At 71.5% G+C, this 21704-nt stretch carries 22 protein-coding genes; 11 read left to right on the forward strand and 11 right to left on the reverse strand.

Annotated elements, in window-relative coordinates:
• Positions 1-47 precede the first annotated feature (47 nt).
• Together KIK09_RS16850 and KIK09_RS16855 are read left to right on the forward strand one after the other, a co-directional pair.
• On the forward strand, positions 48-1481 hold the full coding sequence (locus KIK09_RS16850) for an aldehyde dehydrogenase family protein (RefSeq protein ID WP_214320151.1): 1434 nt from the start codon (positions 48-50) through the stop codon (positions 1479-1481).
• An 18-nt stretch (positions 1482-1499) separates the two neighbouring features.
• Positions 1500-2360, forward strand: a complete 861-nt coding sequence (locus KIK09_RS16855; protein WP_214320152.1) for a tetratricopeptide repeat protein — start codon at positions 1500-1502, stop codon at positions 2358-2360.
• 46 nt (positions 2361-2406) lie between these two features.
• On the opposite strand, the gene KIK09_RS16860 is transcribed toward KIK09_RS16855, so the two are convergent.
• From KIK09_RS16860 to KIK09_RS16870, 3 genes are read right to left on the reverse strand one after another with little or no spacing between them, the layout of a single operon-like run.
• Entirely contained in the window at positions 2407-2976 is a 570-nt protein-coding gene (locus KIK09_RS16860) for a GNAT family N-acetyltransferase (RefSeq protein ID WP_214320153.1), read from the reverse strand.
• The gene (locus KIK09_RS16865) at positions 2973-4427 is read right to left on the reverse strand and encodes an APC family permease (protein WP_214320154.1); all 1455 of its coding nucleotides are present in this window, start codon (positions 4425-4427) and stop codon (positions 2973-2975) included. The genes KIK09_RS16860 and KIK09_RS16865 overlap by 4 nt, the downstream gene beginning before the upstream one ends.
• A 30-nt stretch (positions 4428-4457) precedes the next feature.
• A complete protein-coding gene (locus KIK09_RS16870; protein ID WP_214320155.1) occupies positions 4458-5090 on the reverse strand; it encodes a GOLPH3/VPS74 family protein in 633 nt (210 codons plus the stop codon).
• A gap of 169 nt (positions 5091-5259) precedes the next feature.
• On the opposite strand from KIK09_RS16870, the gene KIK09_RS16875 reads away from it, so the two are divergent.
• Complete coding sequence (locus KIK09_RS16875) at positions 5260-7281, forward strand: acyl-CoA dehydrogenase family protein (RefSeq protein ID WP_214320156.1); 2022 nt, start codon at positions 5260-5262, stop codon at positions 7279-7281.
• On the opposite strand, the gene KIK09_RS16880 is transcribed toward KIK09_RS16875, so the two are convergent.
• The 3 genes from KIK09_RS16880 to ligD form a co-directional block, all read right to left on the reverse strand.
• Positions 7282-7947: a class F sortase gene (locus KIK09_RS16880; protein ID WP_214320157.1), complete on the reverse strand. Its 666-nt coding sequence runs from the start codon at positions 7945-7947 to the stop codon at positions 7282-7284.
• The gene (locus KIK09_RS16885; RefSeq protein ID WP_214320158.1) at positions 7948-8397 is read right to left on the reverse strand and encodes a hypothetical protein; all 450 of its coding nucleotides are present in this window, start codon (positions 8395-8397) and stop codon (positions 7948-7950) included.
• A 102-nt stretch (positions 8398-8499) separates the two neighbouring features.
• Positions 8500-9495 (reverse strand): non-homologous end-joining DNA ligase, encoded by a 996-nt coding sequence (gene ligD / locus KIK09_RS16890; RefSeq protein ID WP_214320159.1) that lies wholly within the window; start codon positions 9493-9495, stop codon positions 8500-8502.
• A 398-nt stretch (positions 9496-9893) separates the two neighbouring features.
• Between ligD and msrB the strand changes: the two genes are divergently transcribed.
• Entirely contained in the window at positions 9894-10295 is a 402-nt protein-coding gene (msrB, locus tag KIK09_RS16895; protein ID WP_214320160.1) for a peptide-methionine (R)-S-oxide reductase MsrB, read from the forward strand.
• 8 nt (positions 10296-10303) lie between these two features.
• Here msrB and KIK09_RS16900 read toward each other — a convergent pair whose 3' ends face one another.
• The gene (locus KIK09_RS16900) at positions 10304-10900 is read right to left on the reverse strand and encodes a hypothetical protein (RefSeq protein WP_214320161.1); all 597 of its coding nucleotides are present in this window, start codon (positions 10898-10900) and stop codon (positions 10304-10306) included.
• A gap of 78 nt (positions 10901-10978) precedes the next feature.
• Here KIK09_RS16900 and KIK09_RS16905 point away from each other — a divergent pair, with 78 nt between their 5' ends.
• From KIK09_RS16905 to KIK09_RS16915, 3 genes are read left to right on the forward strand one after another with little or no spacing between them, the layout of a single operon-like run.
• Complete coding sequence (locus tag KIK09_RS16905) at positions 10979-11959, forward strand: ABC transporter ATP-binding protein (protein WP_250573214.1); 981 nt, start codon at positions 10979-10981, stop codon at positions 11957-11959.
• A complete protein-coding gene (locus KIK09_RS16910) occupies positions 11952-13106 on the forward strand; it encodes an ABC transporter permease (protein WP_214320162.1) in 1155 nt (384 codons plus the stop codon). Before KIK09_RS16905 ends, KIK09_RS16910 begins: the two co-directional genes overlap by 8 nt.
• The gene (locus KIK09_RS16915; protein ID WP_214320163.1) at positions 13103-14176 is read left to right on the forward strand and encodes an ABC transporter permease; all 1074 of its coding nucleotides are present in this window, start codon (positions 13103-13105) and stop codon (positions 14174-14176) included. Before KIK09_RS16910 ends, KIK09_RS16915 begins: the two co-directional genes overlap by 4 nt.
• On the opposite strand, the gene KIK09_RS16920 is transcribed toward KIK09_RS16915, so the two are convergent.
• From KIK09_RS16920 to hemG, 3 genes are read right to left on the reverse strand one after another with little or no spacing between them, the layout of a single operon-like run.
• Positions 14166-14741: a DinB family protein gene (locus KIK09_RS16920; RefSeq protein ID WP_214320164.1), complete on the reverse strand. Its 576-nt coding sequence runs from the start codon at positions 14739-14741 to the stop codon at positions 14166-14168. The two genes, KIK09_RS16915 and KIK09_RS16920, sit on opposite strands and share 11 nt — an antisense overlap.
• A gap of 46 nt (positions 14742-14787) precedes the next feature.
• A complete protein-coding gene (hemQ, locus tag KIK09_RS16925; protein WP_214320165.1) occupies positions 14788-15489 on the reverse strand; it encodes a hydrogen peroxide-dependent heme synthase in 702 nt (233 codons plus the stop codon).
• Positions 15486-16865, reverse strand: a complete 1380-nt coding sequence (gene hemG / locus KIK09_RS16930) for a protoporphyrinogen oxidase (protein ID WP_214320166.1) — start codon at positions 16863-16865, stop codon at positions 15486-15488. The genes hemQ and hemG overlap by 4 nt, the downstream gene beginning before the upstream one ends.
• Positions 16866-16963: 98 nt before the next feature.
• On the opposite strand from hemG, the gene KIK09_RS16935 reads away from it, so the two are divergent.
• On the forward strand, positions 16964-17914 hold the full coding sequence (locus KIK09_RS16935) for a DUF4349 domain-containing protein (RefSeq protein WP_214320167.1): 951 nt from the start codon (positions 16964-16966) through the stop codon (positions 17912-17914).
• Positions 17915-18179: 265 nt separating this feature from the next.
• Here the strand turns inward: KIK09_RS16935 and hemE are convergent, their stop codons facing one another.
• Positions 18180-19196 (reverse strand): uroporphyrinogen decarboxylase, encoded by a 1017-nt coding sequence (gene hemE, locus KIK09_RS16940; RefSeq protein ID WP_308164139.1) that lies wholly within the window; start codon positions 19194-19196, stop codon positions 18180-18182.
• 325 nt (positions 19197-19521) lie between these two features.
• Here hemE and KIK09_RS16945 point away from each other — a divergent pair, with 325 nt between their 5' ends.
• Genes KIK09_RS16945 through KIK09_RS16955 form a run of 3 tightly spaced genes read left to right on the forward strand, consistent with a single transcriptional unit; the run spans position 19522 to position 21631 of the window.
• Positions 19522-19716 (forward strand): hypothetical protein, encoded by a 195-nt coding sequence (locus KIK09_RS16945; protein WP_214320169.1) that lies wholly within the window; start codon positions 19522-19524, stop codon positions 19714-19716.
• A gap of 60 nt (positions 19717-19776) precedes the next feature.
• On the forward strand, positions 19777-20373 hold the full coding sequence (locus tag KIK09_RS16950) for a DUF3000 domain-containing protein (RefSeq protein WP_214320170.1): 597 nt from the start codon (positions 19777-19779) through the stop codon (positions 20371-20373).
• 31 nt (positions 20374-20404) lie between these two features.
• Positions 20405-21631, forward strand: coding sequence for a ribonuclease D (locus tag KIK09_RS16955; RefSeq protein ID WP_214320171.1), 1227 nt, complete (start codon positions 20405-20407; stop codon positions 21629-21631).
• Positions 21632-21704: the final 73 nt, after the last annotated feature.

A 21704-nucleotide genomic window follows, 5' to 3' on the forward strand; every position in this document is an offset into this window, starting at 1 on the left:
CGGGGTTCGCCTATCGGCGGGAGGCAAGCAAGCATATGCTTGGGCGCGTGACTGAGTATCGCAACCTCATCGGCGGCAGGCTCACGGCGGCGCGCGACGGCAGGACCCTGGAAACGGTGAACCCGGCCACCGGCGAGCCGTGGGCGACGATCCCGAGGAGCGGGCCCGAGGACGCCGAGGACGCCGTCGCGAAAGCGGGCGAGGCGTTCCCCAAGTGGGCGGCGATGCCCGCGCTCGGCAGGGCGTACTTCCTGCGCAAGGTGGCCGAGATCTTCGCCGAGCACGCCGAGGAGCTGGCCAGGCTGGAGACCCGCGACAACGGCAGGATCCTGCGCGACACGCTCAAGCGGGACCTGCCCGGCATGACGCACCTGTGGCAGCTGGCCGCCGGCCAGTGCCTGGAGGCCGTCAAGGGCGAGACGGTGATCCTGGGCCCCGACGCGCTGGGGATCACCCGGCGCGAGCCGTACGGCGTGGCCCTGTGCATCATCCCGTGGAACTCCCCCATCTCGACGTTCTCCGCCAAGGCGGCGTTCGCGCTGGCGGCGGGCAACACGGTGATCGTCAAGCCGGCCGAGCAGGCGTCCGCGTCGGTGCTGCGGCTGGGCGAGCTGCTGGCCGGGGTCTTCCCGCCCGGCGTGCTCAACATCGTCAGCGGCCTGGGCGAGGAGGTCGGCGAGGCGCTGGTACGGCACCGCGGCGTGCACAAGATCAGCCTGACGGGGTCGACGGAGACGGGCCTGGCCATCACGCGAGCCGCCGGGATCAAGCCGCTGACGTTCGAGCTGGGCGGCAAATCCCCGAATATCGTCTTCCCCGACGCCGACCTGGACGCCGCCGCCCAGGGCGTGACGGTCAACTCGATCTACACGGGCAACGCGGGCCAGGTCTGCGCGGCAGGCTCCCGCATCCTCATCCACCGCCAGATCTGGGATGAGATGCTCGGAAGAATCCAGGATATTTCGGCAAAAATCCGGATCGGTGATCCCGGCGACCTCGAGACCGAGATGGGCCCCATCGTCTCCAAGGGCCAGTACGACAGGGTGACGGGATACCTGGAGCTGGCCGAGAAGGAGGGCGCCGAGAAGGTCTTCGGCGGCGGCACGGGCGCCGAGGTAATGCCCGGGATGCCGGGCGGCTACTGGGTCTCCCCCACCCTCTACACCACCACCGACAACGCCCTGCGGGTCTGCCAGGAGGAGATCTTCGGCCCCGTCGCCGTCGCCATCCCGTTCGACACCGACGACGAGGCCCTGCGGATCTCCAACGACTCCGCCTATGGCCTGGCCGCCGGACTGTGGACCAGGGACCTGTCCAGAGCCCACCGCTTCGTGCGGGACCTGCAGAGCGGCACCGTCTGGGTGAACACCTTCCGCCAGATGCCCCCTGGCCTGCCCTTCGGCGGCGTCAAGGACAGCGGCTACGGCCACGACGCCGTCCTCCAGTACACCAGGGAGAAAGCGGCGATCATCCAGACTTAGTCCGATAGATTCCCCTCTATGAGCGAGGAGATCACGGAGGCCGCGGCCCAGTCCCACGCCTCCGTGCTGCGCAGCCGCGCCGAATCCTACGTCGCGCTGGGCAGGTACGAGGCGGCCGTCGCCGACCTGACCGAGGCGATCAGCCTGGTCCCCGACAACGCCCGCTCGTGGCGGCTGCGCGGCGAGAGCCACCGGCTGATCGGCCGCTACGAGGCCGCGCTCACCGACTTCGACGAGGCGATCAGGCTGGAGCCCGACAGCTCCTACGCCCTCGGCTCCCGCGGGCAGACCCTGGCCTCGCTCGGCCGCGTGGAGGAGGCCATGGCCGACTACGACCACGCGCTGCTGCTCGCGCCCGAGTCGCCGTGGATCCTGGAGGCCCGCGCCAACGCCCTGGCAGACCTGGGCCGCTTCGAGGACGCGCTGGACGAGCACGCCAAGATCATCGCGATCAACGAGACGCTGGCCTACTCCTGGCTGGCCAGGGGCGACCTCTACCAGCGCATGCACCTGTACGCCGAGGCGATCGACGACTACAGCAGGGCGCTGGAGGCCGACCCCGAGTACGCCAGGGCCTTCGCCCGCAGGGGCGACGCGCTGCGCATGATGGAGCGCTACCCGGAGGCGCTGGCCGACCTGACCCGCGCGCTGGAGCTCGACCCGGACAACGAGCGGGCGCTGGCCGTGCGCGGCGCGGTCCGCAGCGAGCTGGGTGACAACGACAGCGCGCTGAAGGACCTCGACCGCGCGATCGAGCTGGCCCCCGACTACGTCTGGGCCTACCGCGTGCGCGGCGAGATCCTCCAGGAGCTCGAGCGCCACGAGGCCGCCGTCGCCGACTTCACCCGGGCCCTGGACCTGGAGTTCGGCGAGTCCTAGCAGGTACGGCGTGCCTCCCCCGATCCGTGGACCGGGGGAAGCCGGATCACCGGCCCGGCCGCCACATGGGCCAGAACAGCGTCCCGTCGGGCAGGGCGAACGGCTCGCGGACCTGGTAGCCGTGCCGTGCGTACAGGTCGCGGCTGCCCGGGCTGCTGGCCTCCAGGTAGGCGGCCGTCCCGCCGAGCGCCGCGTGGTGGTGGTCGAGCAGCCTGCTGCCGATGCCCCGGCCGTGCCGGTCCGGGTGGACCGCCAGGAACGCCAGGTGGTGGTGCGGTTCGGCCGGGTGGTTGGCCTCGAACAGCTTGTCCAGCAGGCGGAAGCGCTCGAGGCAGTCGCCGGCGGCGGCCGCCAGCCTGGCGTCGTGGTCGGGCGGCTCGGGCAGGGGCCCGGTCATGGGGAACCAGACCGCGGCGGCGGGGCCGTCGTCGACGATGTCGACCTGGCCGTGCTCGATCGCGTGCTCGACGAGGATGCGGAAGTCGGCGGCGAGGATCCGGTGGCGGCGCTCGGGCTCGGGCACGAGGTAGGCGGTCGCCCGCAGCGGCAGGAACGCGGTGGCGATCAGGTCCGCCACCGCCTGCGCGTCGCCGGGCTCCGCCGGCCTGATCATCATCGGGCGGCCGCCTTGGCGCCCATCCCGACCAGGGTGTACACGCTCGGCTGGCCGTAGCGCAGGAACAGCGCCCAGCCGACGCCGAGCACCGCGACGACCGCGTAGACCAGCGGCAGGATCCAGGTGAGCGGGTCGCCCTTGGGCACGCCGAGCAGCGCGTCGAAGTTCGTCACGCCCAGCCAGACCATCACGGCCAGCGCGATCGCGGCGGGGACGGGGGCGACGAAGCGGCGCAGCGCGCTCTCGCCGCTCGGCTGCCTGGCGAAGAACGCGATGATCGCCAGGGACGTGACGAAGATCAGCAGCAGGACGCCGAAGCCGCCGAAGGCGCCGCCGTAGAAGAACAGCTGGACCAGCGGGTCGAGCCCGAAGACGGCGTAGACGGCGATCACGATCAGCCCGATGAGGCTCTGCGTGACCGAGCCCACCACCGGCGCGCCCGAGCGCACCCCGGTGCGGCCGAAGAAGGCGGGCAGCACGCGCTCGCGGCCGAGCGCGAAGAAGTAGCGGGCGGTGGTGTTGTGGAAGGAGATCATCGCGGCGAACACGCTGGTGACGAACAGGACGCGGGCGATGTCCACCACGACGCCGCCGAGGTGCGCGGCCGCGAGGTTGAAGATCGTTTCGGCCTGCTCCTTCCTGGCGATGTCCACGATCTTCGAGGGGCCGGTGGCGACCGTCATGGCCCACGACGACAGGGCGTACAGTCCGGCGATGATGGCGACGGCCGAGTACGTGGCGGTCGGGACGGTCCTGCGCGGATCGCGGCTCTCCTCCGAGAACACCACCGACGACTCGAACCCGACGAACCCCAGCGTGGCGATGACCAGCAGCGCGCCCACCCCGGGCACGAACAGCTCGCCGGGCGACAGCGTGGCCACCGACATGCCCTCGGGACCCGGGTTCGCGATGTCGGCGAGGTCGAAGAGCAGGATGACCGCGACCTCGGCGGTCAGCAGGATGGCCAGCAGCCGGCCGTTGACGTCGACCCGCATCATGCCCAGGACGCCGACCAGCACCCAGGCGACCAGCGAGACCGTCCACCACGGCGGCGAGATGCCCGCCCACCGCTCGATGAGCGGCACCGCGGCGGTGCCGAGCGCGCCGTACAGGCCGACCTGCAGGGCGTTGTAGGCCACCAGCGCCACCCAGGCGCCCGCGATGCCCGCGGGCCTGCCGATGCCGCGGCTGATGTAGGTGTAGAAGGCGCCGGCGTTGGCCATGTGGCGGGCCATCGCCACGTAGCCGACCGCGAACACGGCCAGCACGACGCCCACCACGAGGAAGGCGATCGGCAGTCCTGTGATGCCCGTGACGGCGTATCCGGTGGTGATCACTCCGGCGACGACGGTGAGCGGCGCGGCGGCCGAGAGCACGAAGTACACCACGGAGGGGGCGCCGAGCCGGTCCGCCGCTAGCGCGCCGGCGATCGGGTCCTGCTGGGGTTGCATCGCTTTCCTTTCTGGGGGGTTCATGCGGGGTCAGGTGCGATACGTCAGTACGGCGTCGCCGACGGCGGCGCCCAGATGCTTGGCCAGGTCGCTGAGGGGGGGCGGCATCGCGGCCAGGACCGTGGTCAGGTAGCGGTGTGCGGTACGCCGTTCCGCGGGGTCGTCGACCACGATGTCCGTCATGCCGCAGGCGTCGACAAGCGCGATCAGGGCCATGTCGGAGGGCGTCATCGGCTGGCCGCGGACGAGCGCCATCCTGAGTCTCGTCGCCGGCCAAACGGCCCGACCGAAATCCTCCGAAAAATAGCGACTTTGGCGACTTTTGAGTAGCTTTGGCGCTTCCTTTCGCAAAAATCCGGCATTAAGGAGCCGACCGGAAACATCGTCAACGGAGCGTTGCGCGAGATACGCCAGCCACGTCCGCACGTCGGTGTGCTGCGGTGAGGCCAACATGTCGGTGATCACCCGGTCGGACACGGACTCCCCCACCTGCCGCCGATCGACGGGATTCAGGTGGGCGCCGCGCACGGCGACCCTGTTGTCCATGACCAATTCCCCGATCAGGGCACCCGCCAGACCCAGCGCGACGCCGTGCCCGTGCAGGCGCGGCCTCCCCGAGCCCGTCGTATCCCACGCGACCAGGAAGAATTCATCGGCCAGCACCCGATTCTCCCTTGAATAGGCCTGTCGAAAAAGCCCCCGAATCGGCCAGCCAAATATCAGCGACCGCTTTAATTGGATATTTCCCGGCTGAACCTACTATGAAATCACCGGCCCCACGACGACGGCCCCACCCCTGGAGATAACCCGAATATCGTTCTAGGGTCTCTTCATGGGTATCGGGTTGTCCTGGGAGCACAGGACGCTGTCCGAATCCGTGCGCGGGCGGGCGGCGCGCGGCGAGGTGGACATCTTCGGACTGCACGTGCCGGAGAAGTACGACGGTGAGGGACACGGCCTGCTTGAGCTTTGCGTGGCGCTGGAGGTGCTGGGCGAGCGCCGCGTGTCAGGTCCCCACCTGCCGGCGGTCATCGCCTCCGCCGCGGTCACCTGGCCGTCCGGCGAGCCGCTCCCACAGGACGTCGTGCGGGGCCTGGCCGGTGGCGCGCTCACCGCGGCCGTCGCGCTCGGCCCCGTCGCGCTCGGGAGCCACGAGGCCGACCTGTTCCTGGTGCCCGTGGACGGCGGGTGGGCCCTGCTCGACAAGGGCGACGTCGAGGCGGAACCCGTCGAGGGCGTCGATCTGGACCGGGCGCTGTGCTCGGTGCGGGTCAGGACCGTGCCGGACGAGCGGGTGCTGGGGCCGGTGCCGGTGCGCGAACTGGCCGCCGTCCTGCTGGGAGCCGAGGCGTGCGGGCTGGCCGCCTGGGCTGTCGAGACCGCGACGGACTACGCCAAGGTGCGCGAGCAGTTCGGCCGCCCGATCGGCCAGTTCCAGGGCGTCAAGCACCGCCTCGCCACCGCGCTGGTGCGCCTGGAGCAGGCCCGCGCCGCGGTGTGGGACGCGGCCCGCGCACTCGACGCCCACGAGAGCGCCATCGAGGGCGCCATCGAGCCCGCGGACGAGGTACGGCTGGCCGCGGCGGTGGCCGCGGTGCTCGGTCCCGACGCGGCCGTGGGGTGCGCGCAGGACGCGATCCAGGTGCTCGGCGGGATCGGCTACACCTTCGAGCACGAGGCCCACCGCTACTACCGGCGGGCGCTGAGCGACCGGATGCTGGCGGGCGACCCCGGCGCGTGGGCCGCCGAGGTGACGCGGCTGGCGCTGGCCGGCGTGCGCAGGGATATGGAGCCCGACCTGCCGGCCGAGGCCGCGGGCATCAGGGACGAGATCCGCGCGCACGCCGCGGCGCTGGCCGCCGAGGAGCCGCCGGCCAGGCTGGGCCGCTTCGCCAGGGAGGGCTGGCTCATGCCGTATCTGCCCGAGCCGTGGGGCCGGGCGGCCTCGCCGCTCGAGCAGTACGTGATCCACCAGGAGTTCCGCGAGCTCAAGCGCCCCAACCTGGGCATCGCCGCCTGGGCGGTCCCCTCGATCGTCAAGTACGGCACGCCGGAGCAGCAGGAGCGCTTCCTGCCCAGGACGTTCACCGGCGAGATCGTGTGGTGCCAGCTGTTCAGCGAACCAGGCGCGGGCTCGGACCTGGCCGGGCTGGCGACCAAGGCGACCAGGGTGGAGGGCGGCTGGTCGATCAGCGGTCAGAAGATCTGGACGTCGCTGGCCCAGTACGCGCACTGGGGCATCTGCCTGGCCAGGACCAGCCCCGACAGGCCCAAGCACGAGGGCATCACCTACTTCCTGGTGGACATGAAGGGGCCGGGCGTGACCGTCAGGCCGCTGAAGGAGATCAACGGGGAGGAGATCTTCAACGAGGTCTTCCTCGACGACGTGTTCGTCCCCGACGACCTCGTGGTGGGCGAGGTGGACCGAGGCTGGAAGGTGGCCCGCGACACGCTCTCCCACGAGCGGGTGGCGCTCGGCGACTCGTGGGGACCCGGGTCCCAGCACACCGACATGATCGGACTGATCCAGAAAATTCAGGACATCAGCCCTGCGCAGCGCGAGCAGGCAGGACGCTACTGGGCCGAGGGGCAGGCCATCTCCGCGCTGGGGCTGCGCGTCACGCTGTCACAGCTGGCGGGCGCCGATCCCGGACCGGCGGCCAGCGTCCGCAAGCTGCTCGGCATGCGCCACGCCCAGGCGATCTCGGAGTTCTGCTGGTCGCTCGCGCCCGCGGACAAGTACTGGAACCGGATGATCCTCACCACCCGCGCCTTCACCATCGGCGGGGGCACCAGCGAGGTCCAGCTCAACATCATCGCCGAGCGGGCGCTCGGCCTGCCGCGTGACCCGTGATCAGCCCTTGAGGTGGACCGGGGCGGCCAGGTGCGCGTAGACGATGGTGTTCTCCCGGTAGCTGTGCGCCGCCGGGTCGAAGCTGCCGCCGCAGGTGATCACCCGCAGGCCGGGGTAGGACAGCTTGCCGTACACCTTCCTGGTGGGGAAGGCGGTCTTGGCGGTGTGCTCGACCTTGTCGACCACGAAGACGGCGACTGAGCGGTCGGCACGCAGCACCTGGATCTGGGCGCCGCGCTTGACGTTGTGCAGGTACTCGAAGACGGCGGGCCCGCTCTTGGTGTCCAGGTGCCCGGTGATCACGGCGGCGCCGCGCTGGCCGGGCACGGGGCCGTAGCGGTACCAGCCGGCCAGGTTCGAGGGTGAGAACGGCGGGTTCTGGATGGCGCCGTTCGCGTCCAGGCCCAGCTCCATGAGCGGCGCGGCCACCCCGATCGACGGGATGTAGACGGCGTAGGGCTGGGCGGCGGTCATGGGCGCGGACACGTGGGCCAGGCGCAGGTTCTTGGGCAGGTTCAGCGTGGGGGCCGCCCGCTGGGTCATGGGCGGCGGCTCGGGCGGCTCATCACCGCCGCCGCCGATGATGCCGGTGACGCCCATGAGGATGAGCGAGACCCCGGCCAGCGACACCGCGCCGGCCCCGGCCAGGATCAGTTTCTGGCCCAACTACGCTTTCCTGCGCCGCATGGCGAAGCCGGTCAGCCCGGCGCCGGCCAGCAGTGCCGTGCCGCCCACGGTGAACGGCCAGACGGTCCTGCCTTCCGCCAGCCAGCCGCCGCCGGTCTCCGGGTGGCCCTGCGGCACCTGGTGCTCGTCCTCGTCGACCGGCTTCCACGGGTGGTCTTCCGGCTTGTGCCCCTGCGGCGGGCCCTCGGGGCCCTGCGACCAGGAGTCCTGCGGCGCGGGCGTGCCGCCGGGGGTGCTGTCCAGCGGGTTGGGCAGCTTCAGGTCCGGCAGCGGCAGCCCCCGGTTGTCCTGGGTGTCGCACGGCAGCAGCGGCAGCAGGCAGGAGTCGTCGGCCGCCTGTGCGCTGGCCGTGCCGATGCCGATGCTCAGCCCGCCCACCACGAAGGCCGTCAATGCTCCTGCGGCTGCCAGTCGTCGCGCTCTTGCCATAGCCAGGCTCCCGAATCGGTTTGTCGCGCCCGAGGTAGGAAGAGAGCCTTGCGAACTATTGGACCGAGCGTCAAGTAATGTGACCAAAGCGAAACCAGTTGACTACTCCCTGGCTTTGGAGGGTTGGACCCGCTTCGGCTCGCCCGGCATCTTCGGATAGTTCGGGGGGTAGGGCATGTCGCCGCGATCGTCCTTCTCGTACCACTCCAGCAGGGTGTCCAGCGAGTAGGCGTGGTCGTCGATCGCGGCGTGCACGTCGCCCAGTCGCGCGAAGCGGGCGGGCACGGTGCGGATGTCGAAGTCGCGCGGGTCGGCGTCCTCCAGCTCCTCCCACGTCAGCGGCGTCGAGACGGGCGCCTCCGGCTTGGCGCGGATGGAGTAGGCGCTGACCACGGTGCGGTCGCGGGCGTTCTGGTTGTAGTCGATGAACACCCGCTCGCCCCGCTCCTCCTTCCACCACGCCGTGGTGACCAGCTCGGGGTCCTTGGCCTCGATGGCCCGCGCCAGCGCGATGCCCGCGTGCCGTACCTCGACGAAGTCCCAGCGCGGCTCGATCCGCACCGCGATGTGCACGCCGCGGTTGCCGGAGGTCTTGACGAAGCCCTCCAGGCCCGCGTCGGAAAGCACCTCCCTGGCCAGGAACGCGGTCCTGCGCGCGTTGCCGAAGGGCGTGTCCGGGTGCGGGTCGATGTCGATGCGCAGTTCGTCGGGGTGCTCCACGTCGGCGGCGCGCACCTGCCACGGGTGGAAGTCGATGGTGCCCAGGTTGGCGCAGTAGGCGATCGCGGCCACCTCGGTCACGCGCAGCGAGTCGGCCTTGCGCCCGCTCGGGAACGTGACGGTCACCGTCTGCAGCCACTCGGGATGCTTGGGCGGCATCCGCTTCTGGTAGATCGCCTCGGTCTGCACGCCGTCGGGGTGGCGCTTGAGGTTGGTCGGCCGGTCCTTCAGCGCCCGCAGCGCCCCGTCCCCGACGGCCACGTAGTACTCGACCAGGTCACGCTTGGTGGCGCCGATCCCAGGAAAGTACACCTTGTCGGGGTTGGTGACCTTGACGGTCCTCTCCCCCACTTCCAGCTCTATGTACGGCGATGCCATGCCCCCGAACCTACCCCGCCCCCAAGATCATCCTCTTGTACGGCAGGCAAGCCCGCTCCGGCGCCGGGTCGGCCGGGTGTGGGGCGGCGAACAAGATAACCGCATCGGGGCGGGTCCGGGCGGAGCTCCTGGTGGCGGGACCAGGGCTCGACGCGCCGGACCACAAGACCATGCGCCCCTGCGCCGTTCCGGGCGCTGGCGCGTCGCCCGGCCGGCCTGTGTGACCGCCGGCGGCGCCAGCACGGGCGTGGGCTGTGCCGCTCGGGCGATCCGGCGATGATCTCACCCCTTTGCAGGGAGCTATGGCGCCCCCATGCCTACAAAGACGCAAAATCACCCCAGAATGGATGCTTCCCCCTGCGGAGATCTCTTTTTGCCGGATCTCGTAGGCTGGAGGCATGGACAAGGTGGTCAAGAGCGAGGCTGAGTGGCGGGTCCAGCTCTCTCCCGAGGAGTTCCACGTGCTCAGGGAGGCGGGCACCGAGCGGCCCTTCACCGGTGAGTACACCGACACCAAGGACGAGGGTGTCTACGTCTGCCGAGCCTGCGGGGCCGAACTCTTCCGCTCCGAGGGGAAGTTCGAGTCGCACTGCGGTTGGCCGAGCTTCTTCGAGCCGTCGGAGTCGGACGCCGTGACGCTGATCGAGGACCGCAGCCACGGCATGGTCCGCACCGAGGTGCGTTGTGCCCGCTGCGACTCGCACCTGGGTCACGTCTTCCACGGCGAGGGCTACCCCACGCCCACCGACGACCGCTACTGCATCAACTCGATCTCCCTGCGGATGAACCGGGCCGACTGAGCCCGGGTTCACTGCGGGTCGGGGTCGGTGAGGCGGCAGTTCGTGTCCGACGGGCCGATGATGTTGGCCAGGACCGGGTTGCCGTTGTCGCCGTATTCGGCCTGGACGAACACGACGGGCTCCTCGACGCCCTCCTGGCGCAGGTACTCCAGGCCGCGCTCGCACAGCGTGATGGCCTCGGCCGAGTTGTGCGCCGACTCCGGCAGGTCGGTGTAGAGGCGCAGGTAGCCGCCGACGGTCCTGATCTCCTTGAGCCGCTTGGCGGCCTTGTCGTCCCAGTGGGTGCGGAAGTACTCGGCGGCCTGCTGGTCGGTGTCCTTGGACGGCCCGTCGGCCCGCTTCTCCGACTCGGCTTCGGCCTGGAGGTCGCTGGACGACTGCTCGGCGGGCTGCTGCACCTGCGAGGCGGCCTGCGCCTGGGGCACGCTCCGCGACGCGGCCGGCGCCGGGCCTGACACCAGCCCGGTTCCGCGGGGCTCGGCGTGCCGCGTGCCCAGGGTCACCAGAGCCGCCGCGGCCAGCGCGAACACCGAGGCCAGGACCCAGCCCCAGGGTCGCCGTGACTTCTTGCGGCGCCGCCCCCGCCGCCTCGGGCCCTTCGCCACCGCGCCCCCTGGAACGTGCCACGCCGATTTCCCCCGATTGTGACAAACAGGAAAGATCAAATCCGATGGATGCGGAAGATGGGTCTCGGGGTCTTGCCCGCCGTACCGCTGCGCGAGCAAGCTGTCTGGGTGCAGGGGGACGAGATCCTGATATGCCGTGACCTCAGGAAGGCGTTCGGCGACCTCGTCGCCGTCGACGGCGTGAGCTTCACCATCTCCGCCGGGGAGACCTACGGCCTGCTCGGGCCGAACGGCGCCGGCAAGACCACCACGATCTCGATGATCGCCGGCGTCCTGGCCAGGGACTCCGGCGAGATCCTGGTGGCTGGTCGCACGCACGACACCAGGAGCACCTGGGGCAAGGCCAGGATCGGCTACGTCCCGCAGGAGCTGGCCCTCTACCCCGACCTGAGCGCCCGCGAGAACCTGCGCTTCTTCGCCCGCCTGTACGGCATGGGCCGCGCCGAGGTCCGCACCCGGGTGGCCGAGGTGCTGGAGGTCGTCGGCCTGGCCGAGCGGGCGGGCGACCCGGTCAGCCAGTACTCGGGCGGCATGAAGCGCCGCCTCAACATCGCCGCGGGCCTGCTGCACCGCCCGCCACTGCTGATCCTGGACGAGCCCACGGTCGGCGTGGACCCGCAGAGCCGCAACGCGATCCTGGAGAGCGTCGCCGCGCTGGCCGGCCAGGGCGTGGCCGTGCTGTACACCACGCACTACATGGAGGAGGCCGAGCGGCTGTGCGACCGCATCGGCGTCATCGACGTGGGCACGATCAAGGCCGAGGGCACCCGCAGGGAGCTGGTCGCCCTGGTCGGCGAGCTGGACCGCATCACGCTGGACGTCGACGGCGCGATAGCCGTACAGGACCTGGAGAAGCTGCCGGAGGTACGGCGGGCCGACGCGAGCGAGGGGCACGTGGAGCTCATGGTCGAGGACGCCAGGGCGGCGCTGCCCAAGGTGCTGGCGGCGGCCGGACACGGGGTGCGGGCGGTGGAGGTGCACGAGCCGAACCTGGAGTCGGTGTTCCTGCACCTGACCGGCAAGGCGCTGCGTGACTGACGTGCGCGCGATGCTGCTGATCCTGGCCAAGGACCTGCGCCAGCGCGTCAGGGACAGGTCGCTGTTCATGCTGGCGCTGGTGGTGCCTTTCGGGCTGGCGGCGATCTTCAGCCTGGTCTTCCACGGCCTGGACGAGCGCCATCCGGCCAGGATCGCCCTGGCCGACCAGGACCGCGGGCCCGTCGCGGCGAGCTTCTCCCGGCAGGCGCTGCGGCCGCTGGAGCGCGGCGGCGCGATCACGCTGGTGACCGCGGGGGACCCGGGGCAGGCGCGGGCGCTGGTCGAGCGCGGCGAGGTGGACGCCGCCTACGTGCTGCCGCCCGGGCTGAGCCAGGCCGTGCTGAGCGCCAGGCCCGCCTCGATCCAGGTGATCGGCGACGTGGACGCGCAGATCGGCTCGTACGTGGCCCGCTCGGTCGCCGGGACGTTCGCCGCCCAGGTCCGCTACGTGCAGGTGGCGCTGGCGGCCAAGGGGTCGGGTGACCCTCAGTCCGCGCTGGCCACGCCCGACCCCCTGACCGTGCGTGACGTCCCCGCGGGCAGGCGGCAGCTGACGGCGGCCGAGAGCCTCAGCGCGGGGATGGCGGTGTTCTTCCTGTTCTTCACCGTGCAGTTCGGCTTCAGCGGCATCCTGGACGAGCGGCGCGACGGCACCCTGGCCCGGCTGCTGGCCGCGCCCGTCCCCCGCTACACGATCGTGTTCGGCAAGCTGCTGAGCGGCTTCGTGCTGGGTGTGGCGTCGATGGCGGTGCTGATGACCGCCTCGGCGCTGCTGCTCGGGGCGCACTGGGGCGACCCGGTGGGCGTCGGCCTGCTGATCGTCTCCGGGGTCCTGGCGGCGACGGGGGTGATGGCCACGGTCGCCACCGCCGCCACCTCGGCCGAGCAGGCGGGCAACATCGAGGCCGTGGTGGCCGTGCTCCTTGGCGTGCTCGGCGGGGTGTTCCTGCCCACGCCGCAGCTGAGCGACGTCATGGCCGGGTTGAGCCTGATCACTCCGCACCGCTGGTTCCTGCAGGGGCTGGCCGACCTGAGCGGTGGCGGCGGGCTAGGCGTGGTGGCCGTTCCCGTGCTGGTGCTGACCGGCATCGGGGTGGTCACCATCGGGCTGGCGCTGCTGCGGGTGGGGAGGTGGACCCGGGCATGATCGCGATCGTGCGGATCAACCTGGTCAGGCTGGTGCGTGACCGGTCGAACATCTTCTTCGTGGTCGTCTTCCCGATCGTGCTGATCCTGGTGCTCGGGATCGCGTTCGGCTCCGGCGGCAAGCCGCGGCTCGGCGTGAGCGGCGACGGGTTCCTCATCGGGGCGCTGGAGTCGGCGCGGGGCTTCGAGGTGCGGCGCTACGACGACGCCGGCGACCTGCGCTCCGACGTCGAGCGGGGCAGGCTGACCGGCGGGCTGGTGATCTCCGGCGGCGGGCTGGAGTACGTCTCCCGGCGGGAGCCGCAGGGGCAGCAGCTCGGCGTGGCCGTCAGGGCGGTCGTGTCGGAGGCCGCGATCCCGCTGCGGGCGGCCGAGTACGCCGGCGTCACCCCCGACAGGGCGCGGAGCATCTCCGTGCCCGGCCTGAGGATCGAGGAGTCCACCACGGGCACCGCGCGGATCCCCGTGGCGGTGACGGGGTTCGACGTGGCCGCGAGCGAGCAGCTGCTGCTGTTCGTGTTCCTGACCTCGCTGACCGGGGCGTCGGAGCTGATCGAGACCAGGCGGCTGGGCATCTCGCGGCGCATGTACGCCGCGCCGCTGTCGAGCGGCCGGATCCTGCTGGGCGAGGGCGCCGGGCGGGTCGCGGTGGCGCTGGCGCAGGGGCTGGTCATCATGGCCGGCTCCGCGCTGCTGTTCGGCGTCCACTGGGGCGACCCGCTCGGCGCCGCCGCCCTGCTGCTGGCGTTCTCGCTGGTGGGCGGGGGCGCCGCGATGCTGCTCGGCTCCGTGTTACGTTCCGGGCAGCAGGCCACCGCGCTGGGGCTGCTGCTCAGCCTCGGGCTCGCCGCGCTGGGCGGCGCGATGCTGCCGCTCGACCTGTTCTCCGAGCCCATGCGCCGGCTGGCGCACGTGACGCCGCACGCCTGGGCGCTGGACGGCTTCGCCGAGCTGCTGCGGCACGGCGGCACCGTGGCCGACGTGCTGCCTCAGCTCGGGGTGCTGCTCGCGTTCGCGGCGGTGCTGTTCGGGCTGGGATCGTGGCGGCTGGCCGCCGCGCTCACCCGCTAGCGGCCTGGCGGGCCGACTCCTCCAGGCGCGCGTGGTAGGCCTTCCACCACATCTCGTCGACCTCGGGCATGTTGTCCTTGCCCGCGATGAGCCCGGTGGCGCCGTCGATGAGCTCCCTGACGATGTCCGCGTGCCCGGCGTGCCGTTCGGTCTCGCCGATCATGTGGACCAGGATGCGGTGCAGTGTCACCTGCCGGCGCTCTTCCGGCCACCACGGCACCTGGCCGATCGCGTCCAGCTCCAGCGCCTCGACAGTGGCGTCGGAATGCACCCACACCCGGTGGTAGAGGCCGACGATGTCCTCGCGGGACTCGCTCGCGGTGGCCCACATGTCCGCGTTCGGCTCGGCGTCCTCGTCGAACCAGGGCAGCTTCTCAGGGAACGGCCGGCCGAACGTGTCACCCAGGTAGCCCGCCTCGACGCTGGCCACGTGCTTGACCAGGCCGAGCAGGTTCGTCCCCGTCGGGGTGAGCGGGCGCCGGACGTCGTACTCGCCCAGGCCGTCCAGCTTCCACACCAGGGCCTCGCGGCCCTCCTTCAGATAACGATGCAGGTCCTTCTTCATCGTGACATCCTGCGGCCCGTACGGCGTGCCGGACAACCCGATTCCGTCACGGCAGGGAGGCGACCAGCTCCTGGACCGGCTTGCGGCGGCCGGTGTAGAAGGGGATCTCGACCCGGGTGTGGCGGCGGGCCTCGGCGCCGCGCAGGTGGCGCATCAGGTCGACGATGCGGTGCAGCTCGTCGGCCTCGAAGGCGAGCATCCACTCGTAGTCGTTGAGCGAGAAGCAGGCCACCGTGTTGGCCCGCACGTCGGGGTAGTCGCGGGCCATCTTGCCGTGCTCGGCCAGCATGGCGCGGCGCTCGGAGTCCTCGAGCAGGTACCACTCCAGCGACCGCACGAACGGGTACACGCTGACGTAGTTGCGCGGCTCCTCCTCGGCCAGGAAGGCCGGAATGTGCGACTTGTTGAACTCGGCCGGGCGGTGCAGCGCCATCGCCGACCACACCGGCTCGCTGTGGCGGCCGAGCCCGGTGCGGCGGAAGCGGGCGTAGACGTCCTGCAGGTCGTCGGAGGAGGGCGCGTGCCACCAGAACATGTAGTCGGCGTCGGCGCGGAAGCCGCCCACGTCGTACAGGCCCCTGGTCACCACGTCCTTGCCCGCGGCCTGCTCGAGCAGTTCCTCGACCTCGTCGGCCAGGCCCTCGCGGTTGCCGGGGCACGGCTCGGCGACCTTGAACACCGACCACATCGTGTAGCGGATCACCTGGTTCAGGTCGCGGGCCTTGGGCCGCGCAGCGTTCTCGGTCATGTGTCCAATCCTCCCAGAATCCCGGCGGCAGCCGTACGAGCAGTGGAAATGCAGGCGGGGATGCCCAGGCCGTCGTAGGCCGCGCCGCAGACGGCCAGCCCCGTCTGGACCGCGACGGCGGCGCGGACCCGCGCGATGCGGTCGAGGTGGCCCACGTTGTACTGAGGGAGGCCGCCTCCCCAGCGGGTGACGCGCGTGTCGACGGGCAGGCCGCGCACCCCCATCACCTCGCCCAGCTCGGCCATCGCCAGCGAGACGAGCTCGCCGTCCTCGCGCTGCAGCAGCGCCTCCTCGCCGAGCCTGCCGATCGAGCAGCGCACGATGATCAGGTCGTTGGCCAGGTGCGGCCACTTGACGGAGCTGAACGTGGCGGCCTTGATCGGCCGGCCCTCGACGGGCGGGACGAGGTAGCCGCTGCCCGTCGGCGGTTCGGGGAATGCGTCGACCGGGTAGGCGAGCGTGACGATGGCCATGCTGGCGTACTCGATCCTGGCCAGCTCGGCGGCGGCCTTGGGCACCTCGGTCTGCAGCAGCCGCGCGGCGGCGGGGGCCGGCACGGCGACCACGACGGCGTCGGCCTCGATCACCTCGGGCCGCGGCACGGGTCCCGTCACCAGGCGCCAGCCGTCCTGGGTGCGGCGCAGCTCGCGGACGGTCACGCCGGTCCTGATGTCGGCGCCCGAGGCCGTGGCGACCGCCTCGGGGAGGCTGCCGAGCCCGTTCCTGAGCGAGGTGAACACCGGGCCCGCCTGCTTGGGCGCGTCCTGGCTGATCTGCCTTGCGGCGTTGAGGAGCGAGCGTTCCGAGCGGGCGGCCTCGGCGATCGCGGGCATCGTGGCCTCGAGCGAGAGCATGTCGGCCCGGCCCGCGTACACGCCGCCGAGCAGCGGCTCGACCATCCTGTCGAGGACCTCGCCGCCGACCCTGGCCCTGATGTAGGCGGCCACGGACACGTCGCTGCGCACCAGCGTGGCGGGCAGGATCTGGTCCAGCGGCACCCTCAGCAGCCCGCCGGGCGAGATGATCCCGCTCCTGGCCAGCTCGGTCACGTCCGAGGGGACGCCCATGACCTGCCCCTTGGGCATCGGCCGCAGCGCGCCCCTGCTGTAGATGGAGGCGTTGGTGGTGCCGGGGTTCACCAGGTCGTCGCCGAGCCCGACCGCCTTGGCCAGGTCCTTGCCCTCGGGCCTGCGCGCCAGCATGGCCTCCGCGCCGGCGTCCACCCGGACCCCTGCCACCTCGGTCGCCAGCAGTTTCCCCCCGATGCGTGGGCTGCCCTCCAGGACCGTGACCCTGACACCGCCCTGGCTCAGAAACCAGGCTGCGGCCAGGCCGGAAATCCCGCCACCCACGACGACCACGTGCTTGCCGTTCACGTCTCCTGACGCTACCGCCTGCCGGTAGTGCCCCGACGCGTGACCCTAACGTGACGGTTCCTCCACAACCGCGCGTGATCGGGAACCGTCCTTAAGGCATGAGGAGAATCAGGTACGGCACAGCGATGTCGCTGGCGCTGGGCGTCGCGCTCCTTTCCGGATGCGGCGGCGGGGGTGGGGTCACGCAATCCTCGTCGGGCGTGGCCCCCCAGTACAAGGCGGAGGCAGCGCCCACGCCCGCGGCTGCGGACCAGAAGGCCGCCGAGGGCGGTACGGGCAAGTCCCTCACCTCGGGCGTCACCGTCACGCAACAGGACAGGCAGGTCATCTATCTGGGCGGGCTGACCGTGCGCGCCAAGGACGTGCCCACGGCCGCTGACAGGGCCAAGCAGATCGTCACCGCCGCGGGCGGCTACCTGTCCAAGGAGGACTCGAACGCCGCCTCGGACGCGCAGGCCAGCGCCACGCTGGAGTTCAAGGTCCCGCCGGCGCGCTATCCCGATGTGCTCGCCTCGCTGGGCAAGGAGCTGGGCAAGCGGCTGTCGGTCAACCAGGGCACCCAGGACGTCACCATGCAGGTGGCCGACGTCGACAGCCGGCTGAAGACGGCCCAGCGGTCGCTCGACTCGCTGCGCACGCTGCTGACCAAGGCCAAGACGATCGGGCAGGTGCTGGAGGTCGAGCGGGAGATCTCCACCCGTGAGGCCGATCTGGAGTCGCTGCAGGCCCAGCAGAAGGAGCTGGCCAGGCAGGTCTCCATGGCCACCCTTACCCTCAACCTGATCGGCCCGGCCGCCGTCGTGCACGAGCCGTCCGACGAGCCGGCCGGGTTCCTCGGCGGCCTCAAGACGGGCTGGGACGCGCTGGTCTCCTTCGTCAAGATCGCCCTGACGGTCCTGGGCGTCCTGCTCCCCTGGCTGATCATCGCCCTGCCGGTGGCCCTCGTCGTCGTCTACCTGGTGCGCCGTACCCGCCCCCGCACCGCACCTCCCACCGAAACCCCCGGCACCCCGCCACCGCCCGCCGAAGCCCCCCAGCCGACCGGCTGACCCTCACCCGGGCCGGCTGGACGGGCCCCACGGGTGTCGGAAGGTGGCAACCCACGGGTCCCTTGGGCGCCGGGGCGGCGAGGAGAGGTACGGCGGAAAGCGGCGCCCTCGTACGGCGGGCCAGAGGGACCGCGGTGCCCGGAGAACGAAGCGCCGTGGCGGCGAGCAAGAGTCCCCGACTCGCCGCGAGCGCCGGGCACGGGCCCTCAGCCGGAGTACGGCGGGCGGCCGGTGGCGGCGGCTCGCCGTACGACAGAAGCTTGACTCAGCCCTCGTGGACCAGGTCGGTCAGACGCTTGAGCTGGTCGGGGTCGGTGTTCGGCAGCACGCCGTGCCCGAGGTTGAACACGTGCCCCTCGGCCTGCCGCCCGCGGCGCAGGATGTCGCGGGCGCGCGGCTCGACGACCTCCCACGGGGCGAGCAGGATGGCCGGGTCGAGGTTGCCCTGCAGCGCCTTGCCGGGCCCCACCCGGCGGGCGGCCTCGTCGAGCGGCACCCGCCAGTCGACGCCGACCACGTCGGCCCCGGCCTCGCCGAGCACGCCGAGCAGTTCGCCCGTGCCGACGCCGAAGTGGATGCGCGGCACGCTCCGCACGCCCTCGAAGATGCGGCGTGTGTAGGGCAGGACGAACTCCCTGTAGTCGTCGGGGGCCACCGCGCCGACCCAGGAGTCGAACAGCTGGATGGCCGACGCCCCGGCCCTGATCTGGATGAGCAGGTGCTCGAGCACGATCTCCGTCAGGCGCTCCATCAGCGCGTGCCACAGGCGCGGCTCGCCGTACATCATCGCCTTGGTGCGGTCGTGGTTCCTGGACGGGCCGCCCTCGATCAGGTAGGAGCCCAGCGTGAACGGCGCGCCGGCGAAGCCGATCAGCGGGGTGTCGCCGAGCTCCTTGACCAGTGACTGGATGGACTCGGTGACGTAGGGCTCGTCGTCGGGCTCGAGCGGGCGCAGCGCGTCCAGGCCCTTGAGGTCGCGGATCGGGTCGGCGACCACCGGGCCGATGCCCGGGTGGATGTCGAGGTCGACGCCGATGGCCTTGAGCGGCGTCACGATGTCGCTGAAGAAGATGGCCGCGTCGATGCCGTAGCGGCGCACCGGCTGCAGGGTGATCTCGACGATCAGGTCGGGCGTCGCGCAGGCCTGCAGCATCGGCACGCCCTCGCGCAGCTTCAGGTATTCGGGCAGCGAGCGCCCCGCCTGGCGCATGAACCACACGGGCGTGTGCGGGACGGGCTGGCGGCGGCAGGCGCGCAGGAAGGCGGAATCGGCGAGGGTCACAGTCCAAGGGTGCCACGCCCGTGGCGCGGTCGCCCAATCCGCCCGCAGTGTCGGAAAAGTAGGCATTGGATAGCCAAAATCATGATCAGATAGCCGGATGCATGTTTATCGGTCAGCCAGGCGTCGACTCCGCGGGCGGGTCGGCCACACCCCATGGCTGTCCAGAAAGCCGGTCTCGACTGGACCAAATGTTGGCCAAGCCACCGCGCGGCACCGATTCAGCGACCACTTTCGGGACACGCCGAGCGCGTTGCGCGGAATTGTCAGCGCGGCATGCCAACGTCGGAGCCACGACCCGAAGAAAGGCCCCGGTGCGATGACCGCGTTGTGGAGTTCCCCAGAGCGCCGCAGTGATCACTGCGCTACCTGTGCTGGCGAGCGGCTGTTCGAGCAGCCGCCGTGCCTGGACGGGCACGAGGCCTGCCCGGAATGGGCGTGCCTGGAGTGCGGCTCGGCGATCCTCGCCGGGTTCGCCGAGGTCCGCCCGCTGGCCCGCCACCAGGTGACGGCGGCGGCTTGACCACGATAAATGAGTACCCCCGTGGTCCCCTTCCGCTCCTCAGCGACCTACGCTTCCGCTATGACCCTCGGTGACCAGCCGCCGGCTCCCGCGGAGTTCCTGCGGGCGGCCGAGAGCATGCGGACGGCCGAGGCCAGGCCGGAGATCGAGCTGGAGGACCTGCCCGCGCCGCAGCGCCTGGCGCCGTTCTCCGCGGCTATCGGCGCCTCCGTCTACCGCGACGACGACGAGCTCGCCGTCGGGCGGCTGATCCTGCTCTACGACCCCGACGGGCAGCGCGGCTGGGACGGCCCCTTCCGGCTGGTGGCCTACGTGCGGGCCGACATGGAGCCGGAGATCACCTCCGACCCGCTGCTCGGGCCCGTGGCGTGGAGCTGGCTCACCGAGGCGCTCGAGGCCCACCACGCCGACTACTCCGCCGCGGGCGGTACCGTGACTAGAGCGGTGTCCGAGGGGTTCGGCAACAAGGCGGAAGACCCGGTCACCACCGAGCTCGAGCTGCGGGCTTCCTGGTCCCCCGCCGAGGAGGATCTCTCCGGCCATGTGGCCGCCTGGTGCGACCTCATGTGCCTGGCTGCCGGGATTCCGCCGCTCCCTCCCGACGTGGCGACCCTGCCCCGCCGGCGCGATGATCCGGAGAGTGACCGAACGACGTGAGGGCACCAAACGTCATGAGAGCGGTGATCTCATGACAGAAGAGCGCACCATAGTCCCGCTGCTGGAGCCGCGCGAGGGCATCCCACCCGTGATCGCGGACGCGGAAGGCCTGGCCGAGACCGTGGCGGCCTTCGCCGCGGGCAGCGGGCCCGTGGCCGTCGACGCCGAGCGCGCCTCCGGCTACCGCTACGGCAACCGCGCCTACCTGGTGCAGTTGCGCCGTGCGGGGGCGGGCACCGCGCTCATCGACCCGATCGCCTGCCCCGACCTGTCCGCGCTCAACGAGGCGGTGGCCGACGCGGAGATCGTGCTGCACGCCGCGTCGCAGGATCTGCCGTGCCTGGCCGAGGTGGGCTTCAGGCCGCACGACATGTTCGACACCGAGCTGGCCGGCCGGCTGCTCGGCTACGAGCGGGTCGGCCTGGGCACCATGGTGGAGACCGTGCTCGGGCTGCGGCTGGAGAAGGGCCACTCGGCCGCCGACTGGTCCACGCGCCCACTGCCGGAAGACTGGCTGCGCTATGCCGCGCTCGACGTGGAGGTGCTGGTCGAGCTGCGCGACGTGCTGCAGGAGGAGCTGACGGAGAGCGGGAAGCTGGGCTGGGCCGGCGAGGAGTTCTCCGCGGTGCTCAACATGCCCTCGCCCGCGCCGCGCTCCGACCCGTGGCGGCGCACCTCGGGCATCCACAAGGTGCGCAACGTGCGGGCGCTGGCGATCGTGCGCGAGCTGTGGACGATGCGCGACAGGATCGCCCGCGAGAGCGACCTGGCGCCCGGGCGGGTGCTGCCCGACGCGGCCATCGTGGCCGCCGCGCTGGACGTGCCGCGCACCAAGAAGGCGCTCACCGAGATCAGCGCCTTCACCGGGCGCAGCGCGCGCCGCTACATGGGCGACTGGCTGGCCGCGGTCACCAGGGCCCGCTCGCTGCCCGACGGCCAGCTGCCGCAGCCGAGCACTCCCGGTGACGGGCCGCCGCCGGCCAACCGCTGGGCCGACCGCGACCCGGCCGCCGCCAAGCGCCTGCAGGCGGCCAAGTCGGTGGTCGCCGCGCTGGCCGACGAGCACCGCATGCCCACCGAGAACCTCCTGCAGCCGGACGCGATCCGCCGCCTGACCTGGGAGCCGCCGGAGGAGATCACCGAGGAGTCGGTGGCCGACCGCCTGCGCAAGCTCGGCGCGCGCGAGTGGCAGCTCTCCCTGACGGTGCACCCCATCGTCAAGGCCCTCTCCCGCCTCCAGCTCAAGGGCGACATCTAGTCCCACGGCAAGCCGCCCCACCGGCCGCCCAACGCACTCCGGGCCGCGCCGCCTGGCCCGAGGAGGTCTTCTT

It is taken from the genome of Nonomuraea sediminis (genome assembly GCF_018531495.1).
In the GTDB taxonomy this organism is placed as follows: Bacteria; Actinomycetota; Actinomycetes; order Streptosporangiales; family Streptosporangiaceae; genus Nonomuraea; species Nonomuraea sediminis.